This is a genomic window from Streptomyces montanus (assembly GCF_005786655.1).
Classification (GTDB): domain Bacteria; phylum Actinomycetota; class Actinomycetes; order Streptomycetales; family Streptomycetaceae; genus Streptomyces; species Streptomyces sporangiiformans.
In genome coordinates, this window is the sequence record NZ_VBZC01000027.1 from 78,520 (window position 1) to 98,350 (window position 19,831).

Here is a 19,831-nt window from a genome sequence, read left to right on the forward strand (position 1 = left end):
TGTATCCGAGTTGATGTCTGAACGTCACGCCGGCTGACCTCCGGCGGTGACGGCGGAGCGGTGGAGTGCGGAACCCTCTCGGAGGGGCGTCGTCGCCGCGCCGGTGCCATGAAGGAAAAGCGCGAGGGGGAAACGCAGGGATGAAATCCGCGCCAGGGCCAGTCGCATCCGACGTCGAGCCGATCGGCGGTCACCGGGGTGCCGGTGCCGCAGCGGGCGCCGAATCGCCGCTCTATGTCCAGATAAAGCAGAAGTTGAAATGGGAGATCCTGACCGGTGTCTACGGTCGGGGTGAGCACCTGCCCCCGGCAGGGGAACTCGGAAAGAAATACAGCGCGAACAAGAACACGATCCTCCGGGCCCTCCGGATGCTGCGTGGCGAAGGGCTGATCGACTTCGGTCGAGGTCGCGGCGCCGTCGTGGTGCACTCCGCTCAGAACGTAGACATCGCGGATATCTCCGAGCAGCTCCGGCGCGTGGTCAACCTGGCCGACGCGTCGGGGATCTCCCGCTCGGCCGTCATCGCTGCGGTGCAGCGGATTCCTCCGGTGCCCGCCACACGAACCGCGGTGGCTGAGGAAACTCCGCGGAGTCGCGGTGGAAAGCCGCCGTACGCCTCGTTCAGACCGGGCAGACGCGGCACTGTGTGACGGCCCGCCCCACGGTGGATGGTGGCAATGGAGCTAATACACAGGGTCAAGATGGTGCCAGAGAAGCTATACCTCTTCGACCCGCCCGGGCAGGGTTCAGGCTCGTCGGTCTCCCGGAGAAAGCCCAGGCCAGGTACACCTGCCGGAGCGCGGCGGGCGTTGTGCCTCCGACGGCTACCCAGAGTACCGGCAGTGTTTTCTCGTTGATTGCCGCCATCGCCTCCACCTAGATTCTCCAGCGACCGGATGACCACTGAAGTCACCGCGTCAACTCCTCACAGGACGGGGGTGAAAAGAATGGGTCGAAAGATCTACGAGGCGCCGGCGATGTTCGTTGCCGGTGATTTCCGGTTGGACACCGGATTCCTGCGGCGTGGTCCGCACGAGCCCAGGGTCCGGCTGCCGCTGGGTCTCTAGGAGATCTCTAGGAGAATGATGTCGGGCCACGGCGAAAGCTGGTTTGCGGTACTGCCTGATTGCGAGGCCGGCCTCGCCGTGGCCTCGCATCTTGAAAAACAAGCGGAAATCACGGCGGAAAAGCGAGTACTCCACCCTTCCGGTCGCCCTTTTCTGATCGGTTCCTGGGGCCCCGCGTTCATCACGACCACCCGGCACGGCCTGCGGATCGCGGCGATCGGGTGCAGTTCCGCCGACGAGCGCGACCTCGCGCAACGCCTCGCGGACGAGCGGGACATCGAGTCCGCCGCCCGCGTCGCAAGATCGCTGCGCGGCGAGTTCCACCTCGTCGTCGCCGCGGACGGCCGGCTGCGAGTGCAGGGCACCGCGTCCGGGATGAGGCGGGTGTTCTACGGCGACGCCCCGGGCGTGACGGTGGCGAGCAACCGGGCCGACGTAATCGCCGGGTTGCTCGACGCCCCCCTCGACGAGGAACTCCTCGCCGTCCGTCTGCTGGACTCCGTCCCTCATCCGCTCGGGGACGTCCCGCTGTGGCGGGGCGTCCACGCCGTCCCCCCGGGTTTCCGGCTGGACACCGGCCCGGACGGCAGTTCGTGCACGCGGTGGTGGAGCCCCCCGGAGCCCCGGCTGGAGCTCGACGAGGGGGCGGCGATGCTGCGGACCGAGCTCGACTCGGCGATCCGCGCGCGCACGCGGGCGGCGACCACCGTCAGCTCCGATCTCTCCGGAGGGCTCGACTCGACCGCTGTCTGTGCCCTCGCCGCCGCGGCCGGTGCCACCCCGGTCGCACTGACCATGCCGAGCCGCGACCCAGGAGACGACGACCTCCACTGGGCGAAGCTGGCCGCGGCCGATCTCGACCACGCGGAGCACGTCGTGCTCGCCGTCGACCGCGTCCCGCTGTTCTACAGCGGTCTGCTGGAGGTCACCGGCCCGGTCGACGAACCGGTGCCGACCATCCTCGACCAGCCGCGGCAACTCGCCGGCCACGACGAGATGCTGGCCCGCGGCGCCGAACTGCACTTCACCGGCATGGGTGGCGACCATGTCCTGTGGGGGCACCCGGCGCACGCTCTCGAGCGGTTGACCACCGACCCGGTCCGGGCCCTGCGCCACATCCGCGGTTACCGGGCGCACAACAGGTGGTCGCTCCGGGACGCCTTCTCGGTGATCAGCGACCGCAGGCCGTACGGCCAGTGGCTGGCCGACAGCGCGGACCGGCTCACCGCATCCCGCGCCGCGCCCCACAGCGCGGACGTCCTCGCGTGGGACGTCCCGCCCCGGCTTCCCGGCTGGGCGACACCGGACGCCGTCGCCGCCGTACGCCGCAGAATGCGGCAGGCGGCGCAGTCGGCCGCACCACTGGGCAAGACCCGGGCGCAGCACAACGAGCTGAACGTCCTGCACCACGGGACACGGGTGACTCGCGTCCTCCACCAGGTCGCCGAGCAGGGCGGGCTGCCGATGGCCAGCCCGTTCTTCGACGACCGCGTCATCGAGGCGTGTTGGGCGGTACGGCCGGAGGCCCGGTCGTCGCCCTGGCAGTACAAGCCGCTGCTCAAAGCCGCGATGCGCGGTGTCGTGCCCGCCACCGTGCTCGGGCGCGACACCAAGGGAGAGGCGTCCACCGACGCCGCCAACGGCCTGCGGGAGAACCGGGCCCGGATCGCCGAGCTGTGGCACGACTCCCGCCTCGCCCGGATGGGACTGGTCGACGCGGACAAGCTCGTCAGGATCACGCTGCAGCCGTCTTCGCCCGAACTGCGTTACGCCGGCCTCGACTCGACGCTGGCCTGCGAGATATGGCTGCGCACCATCTGAGCACCATTCGAAGGGGGAAACCATGCGGCTGAGAGCCGACGTGTCACTGGTGGAGACCGAGTACGGGAACGTCCTGCTGGACGAGCGCACCGGGAAGTACTGGGAGCTCAACCCGACGGGAAGCTTCGTGCTGGGCGAGCTGATGTCCGGCGGTGACACCGGTGCGGTGACCACCAGGCTGACCGAGGAGTTCGAGGTCGACGCGGAACGGGCGCGCTCCGACGTCGAGGCGCTTGTCGCGGCGCTGGTGGAGGCGAGGCTGGTCGACCGGTGAGCTTCCAGACCGTTCTACGTCCCCCGTCCGCCGTCCCCCGCCGTGCCCGGCTGGCCGCGCGCCTGGCCGTGGGGGCCGCGAAGCCGCTCACCTACCTGCCGCCGCACCGCATCCGCCGCCTGCTGACCGCGGCCGCCCGCGGCGCACGGCCGGCCGCCTTCGATCAGACGCAGGCGGCGAGGGACGCGGTGACCACCGTCAGCCTGGTGTGTGCGGGACGCGAAGGATGCCTGCAGCGGTCGATCGCGACCGCGCTGCTGTGCCGGGCCCGCGGCGTGTGGCCGACCTGGTGCGTCGGGATCCGTTCGGCCCCACCGTTCGCCGCCCACGCCTGGGTCGAGACCGACGGCCGCATGGTGGGGGAGGGCGTCCCCGACGGCTACTTCCGCGTGCTGTTCAGCGTGGCACCGCACGCTACGAAGGAGGGAACCGATGGCCGCCACGGCCGAGGATTCACGCGTAGGCTACCGTGACCTGTTCTCGCTGCTCCTGGAGAAGCGGACCACCGTCGTCTGGGCGCTCACACTGACCGTCCTCGGCACGGCACTCGGGCTGCTGCAGCCGCTGATGACGATGCGGCTGATCGACCGGGTGGGCACCGGGGAGTCGCTGGTCGTGCCGGTGCTGGTACTCGCTGGGCTGTTCCTCGCCCAGGCCTGCGTCGAGGCCATGGGCCAATATCTGCTCGACGTGGCGGGCGAGGGCGTGGTTCTGCGGCTGCGCAAGAACCTGGTGAACCGGCTGCTGCTCGCCCGTATCGGCGCCTTCGACCGCCAGCGGGTCGGTGATCTGCTCTCCCGCGTCGGAACGGACACGACCGTGCTGCGCGACATGGTGGCGGGCAGTTTCGTCCAGCTCGTCACTGTGGCGCTCACCGCCGTCGGAACGGCGGGCCTGATGCTGTGGATCGACCCCGTCATGTTCGCCGTGGTCATAGCCACGATCGTCGCGGCGGCGGTCGTCGTCGCCGGTGTCATGGCCGGCATCCGCGGGGCCACCGAACAATCCCTCGCGGGCGTCGGCACCATGACGGCCGACCTCGAGCGGGCACTGGGCAACATCCGGACCGTGCGCGCCTGCCGGGCGGAAAACCGCGAGACCGAGCGCATCGGGGCGGATGCCGAGGAGGCCTATGCGAGCGGGGTGCGTGCCGCGCGACTGGGTTCCCTCGTGGGGCCGATGATGGAGGTCGCCGTCAATGGTTCGTTCCTGCTCGTGCTGCTGATCGGCGCCGTGCGCGTCTCCAACGGCGACTTGACGATCAGCGCACTCGTCGCCTTCCTGCTCTACGCGACCTATCTGGTGATGCCGCTGGCCGGCCTCTTCAGCGCTGTCACGCTCATCCAGCGCGGCCTGGGATCCCTGAAACGTATTCAGGAGGCCCTGCGGCTCCCGGTGGAAGCCACCGCGGACGCCGCCGAGCCTCCCGCCCGGGGGCACGGACCGCTGCTCGAACTGCGTGACGTCTCCTTCTCGTACGGGGAACGCCAGGTCCTGAGCGGAGTGTCGCTGCAGATCCCGGAGCACGGGTACCTCGCCATGGTGGGCAGGTCCGGCGCCGGGAAGACCACGGTCGCCTCCCTCATCGAGCGGTTCTACGATCCGGCCCACGGAGCGGTGCTGTTCCGGGGCGTCGACGTCCGGAAGCTGGAACACCGGAGCTACCGACGGCACGTGGCGCTGGTGGAGCAGCACACGCCGCTGCTCTACGGGTCACTGCGCGACAATCTGACGTACGCCGCGCCCGACGCCGGCGAGGACGCCATCCGCGAAGCCCTTCGCACGGTCAACCTCGACTCGCTGGTACGAGGCCTGCCGGACGGGCTCGACACCGAGGTCGGCGAACGGGGGCTGCGGCTGTCCGGCGGCGAACGCCAGCGCGTGGCCATCGCGCGCGCCCTGCTCGCCGAGCCCGACCTGCTCCTGCTGGACGAGCCCACCTCGCAACTCGACACCATCAACGAGGCCGAACTCGCCGAAGCCCTGCTGAAGGTCTCCGAACGCTGCTCCCTGCTGGTCATCGCCCATCGGCTGTCCACGGTCCGTGCGGCGCGGCGGATCGTCGTCATGGACGGCGGCCGGGTCAGCTCCATGGGCACGCACGAGGAACTCCTGGCAGGCGACCGGACCTACAGGCAGTTGATCGAAAGCCACCTGATCCAGTCGGAGATGTCCGCGCAGGAGTCGCAGCTGTGACATTGACCGCCGAGGACATGCAAGAAATCCATGTACAAGAACCCTATTGGACGGCCGCACTGCAGCGCCTGGACCGTCTGACTCCCCGTGAGTTCGAGGTTTTCGTCATGATGGCCGAGGGGTTGTCCAACGAGCGGATGGCGGACCGCCTCTATTTGACCGAACGTACCGTGCGCGCGCATCTGTCGGCCGTGACCGAAAAGCTGGAACTGGACTCACGGTTGAGCGTCTGTCTGGCGTCCTACCTCTTTCGCAATACTGTCGCGAACGACAATGGGTGCCGTTGCGGTCGGCGAGAAGAATAGAGGTAACGCAGAGACGGACTCTGCGTAGTTCCGCGATATCCGGCGGAATTCCAGCCCGAAAGGAAATCACATGTCCGGGAACGAATTCGATCTGGACGTCCAGGTCACCTCGCCGTCCGGTCCGGCCGGGGACCGCGCTCCGGCGTCCATCACCTCGCTTCTCACGCGCTCCGTCTGCACGCGGGTGACCTGCCGCGGCACCTGCACCTGCGTCTGCACCACCAACTGCACCGCGGGCTGCGTCAAGAAGCACTGAGCGGGATGAGCCCATCGCGCTGAGATGGGCGCACGTTCGACGACGGGTGTTGCCGTGGGCTTGGCACGGCAACACCCGTCCCCACTGTGACAGCCGAACGGCCGCGACACGAGGGATGGAACATGCCAGAGAACCAGGAAACGGCCGGCCGGCCGGCTCGACTGGACGAGGACTCACTCACCGAACGCGCACACCGCGCCGTCCGTCTTGTCGCCGAACGGACCTCGACCACCGACCAGGTCGCCGAACTGGCCTTGGCCGCCGCGGAACAGGCGGTGCACCCGGTGGGCTGGTTCCCCCCGAGCCTCAGCCACGGTCAGGCGGGAACGGCCCTGCTGCACCTGTACGCCGCCCGCGCCGGCGTCGGCGACCGGGAGGCAGCCTTCGAACACATCCGGGAAGCCGTTCTCGGCACTCGGGTCGTCCCGCTGGAGAGTCCCGGGATGTTCGGCGGCACCACCGGACTGGCGCTCGCCCTGGCCGACTGCGCCCGCGAGGAGCCGCGCTTCCTGCCGAGCCTGCACCGCGTGCACGACCAGCTCGCCGCCCAGGTCCTCGACTCTCATTACCCGGCCGTGGAACGAGGGTTGAGCGACGCCGACTACGACTGGATCGGCGGAGCGGCCGGTGTCCTCGCCCATCTCGGTGCGGTCGAGGATCCGAGCCCGGTCGTCAGGGAAGCCGTGGACCGACTCCTCACCTACCTGGTGTGGCTGAGTGAACCCCCGCAGACCGCGCGCACCCCGCGCCGATGGCTGCTCGTCCCCGAGGTCTACCCCCCTGTGGGCGACTACCACGAGAAGTATCCGCACGGGTACCTCAACCTGGGCTTCTCCCACGGCATCCCAGGCGTCGCCGCGGCGCTGGCGGGGGCCGCGGCAGGCGGCCACCGCCATCCCGGACTCGAGACGGCCGTCACCAGCCTCACCTCCTGGATCCTCACCCACCAGACCTCCGACGAGTTCGGTCCGCTGTGGCCCGACGGCGTTCCGGTCGACGAGGACGGCAACGAACAGCCACGCGCCCACGGCCACGACCAGATCGCCTGGTGCTACGGCACCGCCGGCGTGGCCTCGGCCCTGCTGAGCATCGCCCGCAGCACCGGCGACGGCGACCTGTTGAAAACCGCCGTCACGGCGTTCGAGGCCGTCCTGCGCAGAGCCGCGCACGCCGGCCCCATGTCGCCCACCCTGTGCCACGGACAGGCCGGCCTGCTGATGATGTGCCGCGCGTTCGCGCCCTGGAGTGACAGCGCCCGCGAGGCGATTCCTGCCCTGCTCGACCGGCTGCTCGACCACTCCGACGAAGCCCGGCCTGTGGTCTTCGCCGATCACGAGGTGCCAGGAAACCTCGTGGACGACCCCGGCCTGCTGTCCGGGGCCGCCGGCGTGGCCCTGGCGATCCTCGCGGCCCTGAACGACGACCGTCCGGCCTGGTTCCGGGCCTTCTTCGCAAGGTGATGCGCATGTCCCGGTATGTGCCCGCTGACTTCTACCTGCTGCGCTCTCCCGCGCTGCCCGTGGAGACGTTCCTGGAGTTCATGCAAGACGCGGACCGCACGTCCGACGAGCTGTTACGACTGGCCCGCGCCCCGGAGGTACGGCGGGCGATCGCCGTCGCCAGCGAGGACCTGGCGGAGGGCCTGGAACGCCTGGACCGGATGTCCCCCAAGAGCGTGGCCCGAGTGCACTCGCGGCTGTGGCGCTACCTCACCAGGATGTCGACACGGCCCACGCCCTTCGGGGCGTTCTCCGGTGTCGCAGCGGGAACATTCTCCGGGCGCACCACCGCGCGGCTGGGGAGTCCCGCGATCACGAGCGTTCGGGTGCGAGCGGACATGGGGTGGATCCTCGCCTGCATCAAGCAGTTCGAGGACGACCCGGCCACCTGGAGGGGTCTCAGGATCGTCCGCAACGCCACAGCTCACGTCTCCGGCGACCGAATGGTCCTGCCGCACGCCGACGTGTACGGAAAGAGCGACCGCACCTCGGTACGAGTACGCGCGACCCCCGCCGTCCATGCCGTCCTGGATGCCGCCAGGACCCCCGTGACGTACTCGGAGATCATCGACGCGCTGTCTGCCGCCTTCCCCGAGGCGGCAGGTCCGGCGAAGGAGAACCTGGTCCAGCAGCTGTGGGACCTGAACTTCCTGACCAGCGACCTCCGTCCGCCCCAGACGTCGGCCAGGCCCGAGCTGTACCTGCTCGACCGGCTCACCGGAATCCCGCAGGCGGCCGACGCGGCGGAACGTCTGCGCGAGATCGTCGAGCTGATCCGGCACGCCGACGACCCGGCCTCGCTCTCGGCGCTGCGCGCGGCACAGGAGAAGCTCGTGCCGGGCTACACGGGCCAGACGTACCAGCTGGACTCCGCGATCGATCTGCGGTCGGCCGAGCTCAACCGGTCCGTGGCCGACGCGGCGGCGGACACGGTGGACGTGCTCATGCGCCTGAGCGCGGCCACGGGCGGCGGCAACGCTCACCTGGCGCAGTACCGCGAGGAATTCCTCGAACGGTACGGCCAGGGCGTACGCGTCCCGGTGCTCGAACTGCTCAGCCCGGACCAGGGCCTGGACGCGCCACTGTCCTACACGGAGCCTCCCCGCACGGCCGGAGCGCCCGGCAACACCTCGCCCGAGGACACCTCTTCCTACGACCGGGCCGTCGTCGAGTTCGCGAGGCAGGCCTGGTCCGACGGGTCCCTCCAGGTGGAACTCACCGACTCCTGGCTCGACCGCCTCGCCCCCGATGCTTCGGTCGGCCCGCTGCTTCCCGTCATGGACGTCTACCTGCAGATCGAGGCCGCCGACCGGCAGGCCGTCGACCGGGGCGAGTGGCGCGCCGTCGTCCGCGCCGACGGACTCGCCCACGGCGGCCGCACCTTCGGGCGCTTCTTCGACCTGCTCGGCGACCGCCTAGTGGACCGGCTGCGCGAACTCGCCCGGCGCGAGGAGGAGCTCCAGCCGCACGTGGCGTACGCCGAGCTGGCCTACCTCCCCACCTACGGCAGGGCGGGGAACGTGGCCGCGCACCCGGGCCTGAGGTCGTACGAGATACCCGTCAACACCAGCCCCTCGGCGTCCGCCGACCACGTCCTGCCGTTGGACGACATCCTGGTGGGCGCCGACGAGGGGCGGTTCCACCTGTGGTCACGGCGGCTCGACCGCGAGGTCGTCGTGACGCAGCACCACATGCTCAGCCCACTGGCCGCCCCGAACGTCGCCCGGTTCCTCCTGGAAGCATCGCAGGACGGGTACGTGATGCCCGGCGGATTCCACTGGGGCCCCGTGAGCCACGCGACCTTCCTGCCCCGGGTGACCCGCGGCAAGGTGGTGCTCCGGCCTGCCGAATGGCGGCTGGACAGCCACGGGCTCGAAGACCTCGCGGCATGGCGCGAGCGGTGGAACGTACCCCGGCACGTGTACCTGGTGGAGCACGACAACCGGCTCCTGCTCGACCTCGACCACCCCCGGTGCGCCGACGAGCTGCGGGAGGAGACCCGCCGCAAGGGTGGCGCCGCGGTGCTGCTCCACGAGATGCTGCCGGACTTCGCGAACCACTGGCTGAGCGACGACTCCGGGCGGCGGTACACGGAGGAGATCGTGGTCCCCGTCATCGCGGCCCGCCCCGAGACCGTCGCGCGAAGCGGCGCCGGCCGGCAGGTGGAGATCCCCTCACGGCGGTACGTGCCGGGCAGCGAGTGGTCATACGTCAAGCTGTACGCCGCATTCGAGCGCCACGACGAGATCATCGCCGGTCCGCTCCGCGAACTCGTCGCCGAACTGCGCGCGGAGGACGCCGTGGACCGGTGGTTCTACATCCGGTACGCCGATCCGCGCCCGCACCTGCGCATCAGGGTGCGCAGCGACCGGCCCTGGATGCTCGGCCGGATCGGAACCTGGGGCAAGGGCGTGGTGGACTCCGGACTCGCCCAGGACCTCGCCATGGACAGCTACTGCCCGGAGACTATGCGCTACGGCGGCCCCGACACCTTCGACGCGGTCGAGCGCCTCTTCGAGGCCAACAGCGACGCCACCGCCCAACTGATCGCGCAGCGCCCGGAGATGACGGACATGGGGGATGAGCATCTGGCCGTGGCCGCGGTGGACACCCTCTACCGCCAATGGGGCATCCCGCTCGCCGAGCGCATGGACCTCCTTCCCGGCCACGCGGACGACAGCGGCACCCGTGACGACTTCAAGAAGGCGCGGGACTACCTCTGCGAACTCCTGCTGCCCTGGGACCGGTTCACCCACGAGACCGGCCGGGAACACCGCCTGCGGATCGCCGAGGCCCTCGCGCCGCAGGAGTCGATGGTCCGCGCGGCATCCGCGGCGGTCCGGCAGGCGGTCGAGCGTGATCGCCTCGCGGTGCCGTCGGCCCATGTCATCGGCAGCCTCGCCCACATGCAGGTCAACCGCCTCCTGTCGGTCGATCTGGCGCGCGAGGAACGCTGTTACGGGCTGCTGCGGCACACCCTGCGGACCCTGCGCGGCCGGCTGGCCGCCGAGGAGGGCAAGTGATCTGGCTCCGAGTACTGCGGCTCTTCTGGAAGTTGAGCCCCGCCAAAGTCACCGCCTTCGCCGTCGTCTCGGTGCTGTCGGCCGCGATCCCCGGAGCGCAGGTCGGGCTCACGGCGAGCGCGGTGCAGTCGGTGGCGCACGCGGCCGGTGGAAGCGAGGGGGCACAACGGCAGGCCCTGCAGGCCGGGTTAGCCCTGCTGATCCTCGCTGTGGCCGGACACCTGCTGGATGTGTGGGGACAGTACCTGGACTCCCTGCTCCGCCTGGAACTCACCACCAAGATCGGTGAGCAGGTGATGGTCAAGGGCACCCGGCTGGACCTGCAGCAGTACGAGGACGCCGAGGCGTACGACAAACTCCAGCGCGCCTTCCAGGAGAGCAACGGAGGCCGTATCTACCAGCTCTTCTCCGAGATGCTCAGCGTCAGCCGCGAACTGGTCACGGTGGCCTCGGTGAGCGTCGTGCTGTTCGCCTGGTCGCCGTGGGTCGCCCTGTTCATCCTGCTGTCACCGATCCCGTCGGTGATCGCGCACATGATCTACACCCACAAGGCGTTCGACGTCGAGTACGCGCGCGCGGCCGATCGCCGGCGCATGTACTACTACCAGTACCTCACCACGACGGATCACTCGTTCAAGGAAGTGCGTCTGTTCCAGCTCGGACCGTACTTCGTCGAGCGGTACCGCAAGCTCGTCCTGGAATTCTTCCGGATCGACCGGCAGCTCGCCCGCCGCCAGTCGGGCATCGTCGGCTCGCTGGGACTGCTGAGCGTCCTCGCCTCCTCCGGTGCGCTGCTGTGGGCCATCGGTTCGGCCGCGGACGACGGGCAGGTGGGCCGGCTCGCCGGTTACCTGCAGGCCATGGGAACCATCCAGGCATCGGCACACGGAATGCTCCTGGGGATCGCCACGCTCTACAAGGACACGCTCTTCCTCGGAAACCTGTTCGCGTTCCTGGATCTTCCGGAGCGCCGGATCACCGGCGGCACGCGGCCGTTCCCGGCGAAGCTGCGCAAGGGGATCGAGTTCCAGAACGTCAGCTTCGTGTATCCCGGCACCGACCGGGTCGTTCTGGACGGTCTCGACTTCGTCATCCCGGCCGGGAAGTGCGTGGCGCTCGTCGGCCAGAACGGTGCGGGGAAGACGAGCATCGTCAAACTGCTGACCCGGCTCTACGAGCCGACAGGAGGGCGAATACTGATCGACGACGTGCCGATCGAGGAGTACGACCTAGACGACCTCCAGCGCCATATCGGCGTGATCTTCCAGGACTTCATCCGTTACGAGATGCCCGTCCGGAGCAACATCGGATTCGGTCGGGTGGAGGCGATGGACGACGACGAGCGCGTACGAGCCGCCGCGATGGCCGGCGGTGTGGACACGATCGTCTCCGAACTCCCCGACAAGTACGACACGATGCTCGGCAGGCACTTCGAGGAAGGCCGGCAGTTGTCGGGCGGTCAGTGGCAGAAGGTGGCCCTGAGCCGGGCCTTCATGAGGAAGGCTCCGGTGGTCGTCCTCGACGAGCCGACGTCGGCGATCGACGCGGAGGCCGAGGCCGAGATCTTCGGCCGCCTCCGCGACATCGCGGGAGAGGCCACTTCACTGATCATCGCGCACCGTTTCTCCACCGTGCGCATCGCCGACAAGATCCTGGTGATGGACCAGGGCAGGGTCATCGAAGAAGGAACCCACGACGACCTGTTGAGAGCCGACGGAGTGTACGCCTACCTGTTCAACCTGCAGGCCGCGGGATACCTCGGCGAACCCGCCTCCCAGTAAAGGTCCGTCCATGGAAACGTCGGTCATCTTCCCCGTCATGCCCACGGACCCGTCGGACGTGATTCCCTTCGCGGAACTCGTCAGGGACGGGGAAATGCCACGCCTGTGGCAGGGCCAGTCCCTCACCATCGAAACCCATCAGCTGTTCGCCTACCTCGCGGGCCTGGGATTCCGGCTGCCGTTCGGCACCGCCGTAACGCTGATGCCGTTGCGGCACCCCATGGAAGCCGCGGCACACGCCCGGTCTCTCGCGCGCCTGACCGGCAAGCAGGTGACGCTCGGAATCGGCCCCGGAGCCCCTGACTTCGTGGCAAGTCTGCGAGGGCAGCCCTACGAAAGCCCGAAAGCCGCGTGCGCCGAATACCTCAGACAGGTGCGCGGATTCCTCGTGCGGCAGCAGGCGGAGGGTCCCGAGCGAGACCGGCCACGAAGAGGAGGGCTGCCGGACATCGCCGATCCAGGTGTGGAACTGGGCTTGGGGATCCTCCGTCCCACGCTCGCCCAGGTCGCCGGTGAAACCGCTGACGCCGCGATCAGCTGGATGACACCGCCCCCGTACATCGCGCGCGACCTCGTGCCCGCTCTCCATCGGGGTGCCCGGGCAGCCGACCGCCCGGTGCCGCGCCTGGTCACCGTCGTCCACGTCGCCGTCGCCCGGCGCGCACGCGATCCGTACCAACTCGCCTACACGGCCGCCCGCAACCACCTCGCCGCACCGCACTACACCGACATGCTGAAGCGCGCGGGGCTGCGCGTGCATGCCTCACAGCCCTATCTCAACGCACGTTCTCTGGTTGATTCGGGAACATTCGTCTACGGCACACCTCGGGAAGTGGCGACGGAATTGGCGGAATATGCCCGAGCAGGTGTGGACGAGGTCGTCCTCAATTCGTCAGGCGTGGGTCTCGTGCATGGATGGAATGCCGCGGTGGAAGACCTGATGGAACTCTCGGCCGAACTCCCTGCCCAACTTGGTGCCCAACTTCCCGCCGAACTCCCGGTGGTGATTTCATAGCCGCTACGATCACCTTGCCCGGCCTGTGCGGAACGGCCTCCCGCGGCGCCGCGGATCCAGAGGTGAAGCGAAGGGAAGATGCGATGACTGAAGAAGTGCAACGGTGGCTGAAACAGAACGCTTTACCGTTGAGGGGCCTTCAGGGCGAGGCATCGGACCACGATCACGACCATGACCTCGAGCCGTTGCGCGACGTACTGAAAGACGTACGCGTCCTGGGCATGGGCGAGGCCACGCACGGAACCGGTGAGTTCTTCCGGCTCAAACACCGATTACTGCGCTTCCTCGTCCGGGACATGGGCTTCACCACCCTTGCCATGGAGGCCAGCGCCTCGGCCGCGCAGGCGGTCGACGAGTATGTGCTGCACGGCACCGGGGACGCCTCCGACGCCCTCGTCGGCCTCGGGTTCTGGACCTGGCGGACCCGCGAAATGCTCGACGTCGTCGAGTGGATGCGCGACCACAACCGCACGGCACCGCCGGAACGTGCCGTGCGGTTCGTCGGCATCGACCCACAGCGATGTGGCCCCTCCCTCGCCGCGCTCGATGCACTGCTGCGGACGATGGCGCCCGAGCGGGCGGACATCATGAGCGGCCCCCTCGGCACCCTCGCGGACGCCAAGCCGGGATCCTTCACGGTGCAGGGCGAGCAGGTCCTCGACGAGGCGCGCGACCTCGTGCGGTTCCTCGAAGAACACGAGCCCCAACTCACCGGACGCGTGGGCGCCGAGACGGTCGGTCGTGCGCTCGGCCACGCACGCGTCGTCGTGGCGGCCGCCGATGTCGCCGCCCGGCCGCTGCACGGCGAGGCCGAGGAGGCGGGCGCCCTGGCCATCCGGGACCGCTACATGGCGCAGGACGTGATCTCCCTTGAGCAGCGGTCCGTCGGAAAGGTGGCCGTGTGGGCCCACAACGGCCATGTCTCCACCGATCACTACGCCTCGGACGTCCCCGCCATGGGGCAGCACCTCAGGAAGCACTACGGTGATTCCTACTACGCCCTCGGCCTGCTGTTCGGCGAGGGCGCCTTCCGCGCCCGACCGGGGAACTCCGCGACGCGACCGCCCCGGAGGCACAGGATCAGTTCGGCGGGTCCGAGGTCCGTCGAGGCCCAACTCGCCGCGGCCACACCCGAGGACCACCTGATCGACCTCCGCGCCGGCCGGGCGCTGCCCGCCGTCGGCCAGTGGCTGGACGGTCAGCAGTTCGTACGGTCCTTCGGCGCATCGGTCCCGCGCGTGACGTACCGCTTCCACATGACCCCCACGGTGCTGGGCCGGGAGTACGACGGGCTCGCCTACGTGGCCTCCTCGACGCCTTCGGCTCTGCTGTCCTGAGAGCAGGGCGCCGCGGACGTACCGGCAGCCGCCTGTCTCGCCGGGAGGCTTCCCCCTAGGGCAGATCGATCCGAGGCCCAGTTCGGTGATGACCCGTGTGACGCCCGCGCCTCGCGGCCGGATGCCATCCGCCTGCGCGCGGTCCGGGCCGGGGGACGAGGGCACCGCAGAGCCAGCGCGGGCCGTGCGGGCGGCCCATCCGGGCATCGAGCGCCCCGCCCAGCAACGGGTCGCCGATCACAGGAGCGGCGCTCCCGGGGCCAGGGTGCGTGCGGGCAGGACGTCACGCAGGGCGCCCTGCGGGTGGCGGCGGCGCCGCCACTCCCGCGGATGGCCGACGGACACCTCTTCGAAGCGCACGCCGTCGTGGAACGTCGTCCGCGGAATGTGCAGGTGGCCGTAGACGACGGCCGCCGCCCGGAAGCGCCGGTGCCAGTCGGCTGTCAGTTCGGTACCGCACCACAGCGCGAGCTCGCGGTACCAGAGGACTCGGGTCGGCTCTCGCAGCAGCGGCCAGTGGCTGACCAGCACGGTGGACAGGGCGGGATCGAGCGCGGTCAGGCGGCGTTCGGTCTCGGCCACCCGGGCGCGGCACCAGGATTCCCGGTCGGGGTAGGGATCCGGGAAGAGCCGGAATTCGTCGGCGCAGACGACACCGGCCTCGTACGCGCGCTGAAGGGCCTGCGCCTTGGTGGCCGTGCCTTCGGGGCGGTAGGTGTAGTCGTAGAGCAGGAACAAGGGAGCCACCACCAGAGGACCGCCCGGACCCTGCCAGACCGGGTAGGGGTCCTCCGGGGTGACGACCCCCATCGACCGGCACATCTCCACCAGGTGGCGGTAGCGGGCCTCTCCGCGCAGTCGGAGGGAGTCGTCGTCCACGGTCCGCAGTTCGTGGTTGCCCGGCACCCACACCACCTTGGCGAACCGCTGGGACAGGGTGCGCAGGACGAGTTCGATGTCCTCCGCCCTCTCGGACACGCCTCCGGCGAGCAGCAGCCAGTCCTCGTCGGTGGTCGGGCGGGCCTCGACCACGAACTGCCAGTTCTCCTGGGAGGAGACATGTAGATCGCTGATGGCCAGCAGCCTCGGTCGTGTCCCCATCCGTTCACTCACCTCCCGGCGCGGGCGGGCATGGTCATCTGCCGTGCTGTGGGGCCTGCGCGGAGGACGGCGGGCCGTCGGCGAAGATCTTGCGAAGGGTTCCGGTGCGGTACAGGGTGATCTGGGTGACGATCTGCAGCGCGAGCCATGTCACCGCGTACAACGCGCCGTCCAGCGCCGGAACGGTGTCGACGGGCAGCGTGTAGGCCATCACCACGCGAAGGGCCGCGTCCACGAGGAGCCCCCACCCCCACATCACCGTCAGTCCGCGCCACACGCGGACGAAGGACGGGTCCGTCGCCAGCAGGTGTTCCAGTGCCGCGCTCCGGCGCGGCAGCATCGCCTTCGCCGCCTGATAGGTGAAGGGCCGCTTCGTGAACAGGGTGATGAACAGCCAGACGGCGGCGAGGGCGGTGAAGGCGCCGTTGCGTGCCAGCGCGGCGCGAGGATTCGCGGTCACCAGTGTGGCCAGAGCGCTCACGGCCAGGATGGCGAGGGTGAACACGCCGATGGCGTTGATCGTCCGGTGCCTGACGGCCCCGTAGAGCGCGTGTGCGGCAGGGGCGGAACCGCTGATGAGGAGTGCCGACACCTCGCTGAACCCCGCGCCACGCAGGGTGTAGTAGAGACCGATCGGCAGGACGATGTCGCAGATGACGGTCATCAGGAACGCCCCGGCCGACGAGGAGGAACGCGCGGCGCCCTGCTCCTCTCCGTCGAGTGAAGAGCCGTCGGGGGAGTCATGGGCCGGGGCGGGTGTGCCGGCTGCGGGCCCGGACGAGGCGCGGGGCGGTTCTTCGGCGGGGCGGGAGGCGGCGGAGGGCGTCACGGGAACACCTTCTGGGCTTGTTCGGCGGGAGAGCGGGCGCCGGGGCGGTCGGCCGGTCGTGTGCAACGGTCGAAGATGTCCGTCAACTGCCGTGCGCAACGGTCGAGGTCGAGCTCGGTGCGGGAGAAGTGACGTTGAAAGAAGGCATCGATCGCCGTGCGGATCACCATCGCCATGGTGCGGGAGTCGAATGTCCCGAACTCCCCGGCGCTGCGGCCTTCTTCGAGGAGATCGACGAGTCGGTCCACGGACATGACCTGCCGCTCGACGCTGTCAATACCGTCTATTCCCCGGCAGTGCTTGAGCGCGACGATTTCCGCGAGAGCCTTGGCGTGTGCCGGGTACCTGGAGACGAAATCGAAGTTGGCCTGGATGTATGCCCCAACCTTTTCTCGGTATGTGTCTTTGTTGTTGATGTGGGATCGGGACACCTCTCCGGCGATTCCATGGATGGTGTTGATGATCTCCCCGAACAGCTCTGTTTTTCCGGAGAAATGATAGGAGATCATGCCGGTGCTACTCAGGCCCGCGTGTCTGGTGATCTTGTCGAATGATGCTTTCGAACATCCGAGCTCGGCGATCGTCTCGATTGCGGCCTGTACTATCTGGGCCCTCCTGGCCTCCTGCGTGAAGGTCCGAGAATTGCTGTGCTTGATCTGTGAATTCATGGTTCCAAAATTATGGTGACGATGCAGTCGGTTGCCCGCGTGTCCGACAAGTGGCATGCATTCCCCTACTGGCCGACGGTCACGCGTACCGCTTCCCGGCGGACCGCGTCGACCAACTCCATCGCTGCCACGGTGTCATGTCTCCGGCCTGCCTCCTCCCGCGCCGAGTCGGCACCCCGCGCTCTCACCGCCGCGGCGAACGAGGCGAGACAGGCGCCCAGTTGGTCGGCTGCCGGAAGCGAAAACCGCTCCTGGTGCCCCTGCTCCTCGAGCAGCACCACCGGTTCGTACGCCGGCGGGGGCGTGAAGGCCCGGTCCACGGTCACCCGCGCACGATCACCCCACAGGGCGTACGTGGACGCGTAGGCGTGTTCGAAGCCGAAGGCGATGTGGGCCAGGACGCCGGAGGGGGACACCAGCAGCGCCTGCCCCGACAGGTCCAGCCCGTCCGTAGCCCTGGTCCGAAGCGTCGCTCCCGCCACGCGAACCCCCGGCCCGAGAAGCAGTCCCGCCGCCCGCAGCGGGTACACCCCCACGTCCAGCAGGGCGCCACCGCCCATGTCGCTCGCGTACCGGATGTCGTCGGCGGGCAGCGGCGGGATGCAGAAGGCGGCATGGAAGGAACTGAGGGTGCCCAGGCGCCCCTTCTCCAACAAGTCCCGCACGAAAGAGTGCTGAGGATGGTGCAGGAACATGAAGTTCTCCCGCAGCACCACATCGTGCTCCTCGGCGAGGGCGCACAACTCCCGTGCCTCACGGGCGTCCACTCCGACCGGCTTCTCCACCAGTACGTGCTTGCCCGCCCGTATCGCCTTCGCCGCCCACGCGTGGTGGAGCGCGGTGGGCAGGGAGATGTACACCGCCTCGACGTCAGGGCGCTCCAGCAGCGCGTCGAAGCCGGACTCCGCCGCGCAGCCGAAGTGCGCGGCGAAACGCTCAGCCTTCTCGGTGGACCGCCCCGCGAGGGCCACCAGGTCCACCTCGGGCGCACGCACGGCGGTGGGCAGCGTACGGCGCCACGCGATGGACGAGGTGCCCAGCGCACCCAGCCGCAGCGGAGGATCTGCCCGGTCCGTCACGGCGTCCGCGCCCGGCACGGCGTCCGCGCCCGTCACAGCGTCCGCAGCGCCGCGACCAACGTCCTGGCCTGAACGTTCAGATGATGGCTGTACTTCAGAAGTGCGTCCAGTTGCCACGGTGTCACCCAACGGAAGTCCTCTGCGGCCGAGGTGGGGAAGTCCTCCTCCACCTCAATGATCATGTAGCGGCTCTGCGCGTTCCGGAAACGTCCGCCCTCCTCCGACAGCGCTGTGTCGTACAGCACGCCGGCCGAACGCCGGCGGAGGACCTCGGCGAGGTAGGGCGGCTGATCCGCGGGGGGTAGATGCGCGTAGTTCTCCGGAGCGCACTGTACGGTCGGGCCCAGTTCCACCACGTCGAGGAATCCGGGTTCGGCCCGGGCACGCAGCAGCGCGTGCCGCACCCCTCCGATATTCCTCACCAGCAGCGCGGCGATACCCGTGCCATGGGGCTGGAGCAGCGGCTGGGTCCAGGCAGGAACCTCACGCCGCCCGGAGGACACGTCGACCCCGACGATGCTGAAGAACAGCCCACGCGCATGCGACAGCGCGTCACTCGACCGGCGCCAGCCGTCGGCGTCCTTCAGGGGGATCAGCTCGACCGCGCCATCGTGTTCCGCCCGGCGCCGTGTGATCCAACTGCGGATCTCCAGGTCCTTGTGGAGCGCCGACGTGTGGTCCCGCGCCGAGTCGCCGCTTGCGTACCGCCAGTCGGGCAGGCAGGAAAGGACCGTTCGCGCATCCATGTTGACCAGGTTGTCGTGGTGCAGAAGGGCGTTGACCTGACCAAGTGTCAGCCAGCAGAAATCCCGCCCCGCCTCGACCTCGGGACCCACCTCGACGACCATGTTGCGATTGCGCTTGTGCAGGAACCACGATCCCTGCTCCGACTGCAGCACGTCCGCCACCACCTTGCGCGGATCGGGCATGCGGAACGAATCCAGGTACGGGACGGCCGACCCGCCGTGCAGCCGGGTGTAGTTGCTCTTGGTGGCCTGCACCGTCGGGGACAGCTGCACGCCGTTCACATTGCCCGGCTCCGATTTCGCCTGCATCAACAGGTGCAGGACGCCGTCGAATTCACGTACCGCGATACCCAGGATGCCGATCTCGGGCTGGAGGATGACGGGTTGCGACCATTCCCGCACCGGACCGAAGCCGGAACGCACCCGCAGCCCGCGGATGGAGAAGAAACCTCCGGTGGCATGCCGCAGATCCCCTGTGTGCGGATCGAAGTCCCAGCCGCGCAATGCTTCGAAGGGAACGCGCTCCACTCGCTGGGCCTGTTCTTCTCTGCGCTCGTCGAGCCAGCGAAAGAATTCCGCATGGGTCATCACGCCGCCATCGACGGCCGCCGCCGATTCCGCCAGCAGGGATGCCGCCCGGGAATCGGGGGTGCGCGGCGGGAGCACCGGGCTTGTCGCGGTCATCGGTATTGTCTCATCCCTTCCCTGGACACGGGGTTGTGCGGTGTGCGCCGTCTTCCGGGCCCACAGGGGTCCGCGGCGTCGACGGCCGGCTGCCCTGGCCCCAGCATGGCCTGCGGAATTCCGGCGTACTCCTAAAGTTTTGGCTGTTGC

Annotated in this window: 18 protein-coding genes and 1 pseudogene; 13 read left to right on the plus strand and 6 right to left on the minus strand. The window is 69.0% G+C overall.

Features of this window, described 5'->3' with window-relative positions; translation table 11 throughout:
* Positions 1–140 precede the first annotated feature (140 nt).
* The 13 genes from FE633_RS24350 to FE633_RS24405 all read left to right on the plus strand — a co-directional run bounded on the left by FE633_RS24350 (position 141) and on the right by FE633_RS24405 (position 14,574).
* The gene (locus FE633_RS24350) at positions 141–650 is read left to right on the plus strand and encodes a GntR family transcriptional regulator (protein WP_138047309.1); all 510 of its coding nucleotides are present in this window, start codon (positions 141–143) and stop codon (positions 648–650) included.
* 297 nt (positions 651–947) lie between these two features.
* Positions 948–1,067, plus strand: a complete 120-nt coding sequence (locus tag FE633_RS49825) for a keywimysin-related RiPP (RefSeq protein ID WP_425473220.1) — start codon at positions 948–950, stop codon at positions 1,065–1,067.
* A gap of 78 nt (positions 1,068–1,145) precedes the next feature.
* Positions 1,146–2,888: an asparagine synthase-related protein gene (locus tag FE633_RS24355; protein ID WP_138047310.1), complete on the plus strand. Its 1,743-nt coding sequence runs from the start codon at positions 1,146–1,148 to the stop codon at positions 2,886–2,888.
* 22 nt (positions 2,889–2,910) lie between these two features.
* Positions 2,911–3,162: a lasso peptide biosynthesis PqqD family chaperone gene (locus FE633_RS24360; RefSeq protein ID WP_138047311.1), complete on the plus strand. Its 252-nt coding sequence runs from the start codon at positions 2,911–2,913 to the stop codon at positions 3,160–3,162.
* Positions 3,159–3,635 carry a lasso peptide biosynthesis B2 protein gene (locus FE633_RS24365; RefSeq protein ID WP_138047312.1) on the plus strand — a complete coding sequence of 159 codons (477 nt, stop codon included), beginning with the start codon at positions 3,159–3,161 and terminating at the stop codon, positions 3,633–3,635. The genes FE633_RS24360 and FE633_RS24365 overlap by 4 nt, the downstream gene beginning before the upstream one ends.
* Positions 3,595–5,358, plus strand: a complete 1,764-nt coding sequence (locus FE633_RS24370; RefSeq protein WP_138047313.1) for an ABC transporter ATP-binding protein — start codon at positions 3,595–3,597, stop codon at positions 5,356–5,358. Before FE633_RS24365 ends, FE633_RS24370 begins: the two co-directional genes overlap by 41 nt.
* On the plus strand, positions 5,355–5,663 hold the full coding sequence (locus FE633_RS24375) for a response regulator transcription factor (protein ID WP_246113810.1): 309 nt from the start codon (positions 5,355–5,357) through the stop codon (positions 5,661–5,663). Before FE633_RS24370 ends, FE633_RS24375 begins: the two co-directional genes overlap by 4 nt.
* 70 nt (positions 5,664–5,733) lie before the next feature.
* Complete coding sequence (locus FE633_RS24380; RefSeq protein WP_138047314.1) at positions 5,734–5,919, plus strand: FDLD family class I lanthipeptide; 186 nt, start codon at positions 5,734–5,736, stop codon at positions 5,917–5,919.
* A 122-nt stretch (positions 5,920–6,041) separates the two neighbouring features.
* Complete coding sequence (locus FE633_RS24385; RefSeq protein WP_138047315.1) at positions 6,042–7,379, plus strand: lanthionine synthetase C family protein; 1,338 nt, start codon at positions 6,042–6,044, stop codon at positions 7,377–7,379.
* Positions 7,380–7,384: 5 nt separating this feature from the next.
* Complete coding sequence (locus tag FE633_RS24390) at positions 7,385–10,441, plus strand: lantibiotic dehydratase (protein ID WP_138047316.1); 3,057 nt, start codon at positions 7,385–7,387, stop codon at positions 10,439–10,441.
* Complete coding sequence (locus FE633_RS24395; protein ID WP_138047317.1) at positions 10,438–12,222, plus strand: ABC transporter ATP-binding protein; 1,785 nt, start codon at positions 10,438–10,440, stop codon at positions 12,220–12,222. The genes FE633_RS24390 and FE633_RS24395 overlap by 4 nt, the downstream gene beginning before the upstream one ends.
* A 10-nt stretch (positions 12,223–12,232) precedes the next feature.
* Positions 12,233–13,237: an LLM class flavin-dependent oxidoreductase gene (locus FE633_RS24400; RefSeq protein WP_138047318.1), complete on the plus strand. Its 1,005-nt coding sequence runs from the start codon at positions 12,233–12,235 to the stop codon at positions 13,235–13,237.
* 83 nt (positions 13,238–13,320) lie between these two features.
* Positions 13,321–14,574, plus strand: coding sequence for an erythromycin esterase family protein (locus tag FE633_RS24405; protein WP_138047319.1), 1,254 nt, complete (start codon positions 13,321–13,323; stop codon positions 14,572–14,574).
* A gap of 72 nt (positions 14,575–14,646) precedes the next feature.
* Here FE633_RS24405 and FE633_RS48635 read toward each other — a convergent pair.
* From FE633_RS48635 to FE633_RS24435, 6 genes and pseudogenes are all read right to left on the minus strand, one after another.
* Positions 14,647–14,733, minus strand: a pseudogene (locus FE633_RS48635) (3-oxoadipate--succinyl-CoA transferase subunit B); the annotation flags it as partial.
* 78 nt (positions 14,734–14,811) lie between these two features.
* A complete protein-coding gene (locus tag FE633_RS24415; RefSeq protein ID WP_138047320.1) occupies positions 14,812–15,675 on the minus strand; it encodes a metallophosphoesterase family protein in 864 nt (287 codons plus the stop codon).
* A 34-nt stretch (positions 15,676–15,709) separates the two neighbouring features.
* The gene (locus FE633_RS24420) at positions 15,710–16,504 is read right to left on the minus strand and encodes a VC0807 family protein (RefSeq protein WP_138047321.1); all 795 of its coding nucleotides are present in this window, start codon (positions 16,502–16,504) and stop codon (positions 15,710–15,712) included.
* A complete protein-coding gene (locus FE633_RS24425; RefSeq protein WP_171060105.1) occupies positions 16,501–17,172 on the minus strand; it encodes a TetR/AcrR family transcriptional regulator in 672 nt (223 codons plus the stop codon). Before FE633_RS24425 ends, FE633_RS24420 begins: the two co-directional genes overlap by 4 nt.
* Positions 17,173–17,237: 65 nt before the next feature.
* Complete coding sequence (locus tag FE633_RS24430; RefSeq protein ID WP_246113811.1) at positions 17,238–18,287, minus strand: Gfo/Idh/MocA family protein; 1,050 nt, start codon at positions 18,285–18,287, stop codon at positions 17,238–17,240.
* Positions 18,284–19,663: an NDP-hexose 2,3-dehydratase family protein gene (locus tag FE633_RS24435; protein ID WP_342791208.1), complete on the minus strand. Its 1,380-nt coding sequence runs from the start codon at positions 19,661–19,663 to the stop codon at positions 18,284–18,286. The genes FE633_RS24430 and FE633_RS24435 overlap by 4 nt, the downstream gene beginning before the upstream one ends.
* Positions 19,664–19,831: the final 168 nt, after the last annotated feature.

Excerpts from the sequence above, each read along its gene's own strand:
- FE633_RS24350 (WP_138047309.1), top strand. The coding sequence starts at position 141 with ATGAAATCCGCGCCAGGGCCAGTCGCATCCGACGTCGAGCCGATCGGC.
- FE633_RS24425 (WP_171060105.1), bottom strand. The coding sequence starts at position 17,172 with ATGAATTCACAGATCAAGCACAGCAATTCTCGGACCTTCACGCAGGAG.
- FE633_RS24400 (WP_138047318.1), top strand. The coding sequence starts at position 12,233 with ATGGAAACGTCGGTCATCTTCCCCGTCATGCCCACGGACCCGTCGGAC.
- FE633_RS24385 (WP_138047315.1), top strand. The coding sequence starts at position 6,042 with ATGCCAGAGAACCAGGAAACGGCCGGCCGGCCGGCTCGACTGGACGAG.
- FE633_RS24405 (WP_138047319.1), top strand. The coding sequence starts at position 13,321 with ATGACTGAAGAAGTGCAACGGTGGCTGAAACAGAACGCTTTACCGTTG.
- FE633_RS24380 (WP_138047314.1), top strand. The coding sequence starts at position 5,734 with ATGTCCGGGAACGAATTCGATCTGGACGTCCAGGTCACCTCGCCGTCC.
- FE633_RS24360 (WP_138047311.1), top strand. The coding sequence starts at position 2,911 with ATGCGGCTGAGAGCCGACGTGTCACTGGTGGAGACCGAGTACGGGAAC.
- FE633_RS24415 (WP_138047320.1), bottom strand. The coding sequence starts at position 15,675 with ATGGGGACACGACCGAGGCTGCTGGCCATCAGCGATCTACATGTCTCC.
- FE633_RS49825 (WP_425473220.1), top strand. The coding sequence starts at position 948 with ATGGGTCGAAAGATCTACGAGGCGCCGGCGATGTTCGTTGCCGGTGAT.
- FE633_RS24390 (WP_138047316.1), top strand. The coding sequence starts at position 7,385 with ATGTCCCGGTATGTGCCCGCTGACTTCTACCTGCTGCGCTCTCCCGCG.
- FE633_RS24370 (WP_138047313.1), top strand. The coding sequence starts at position 3,595 with ATGGCCGCCACGGCCGAGGATTCACGCGTAGGCTACCGTGACCTGTTC.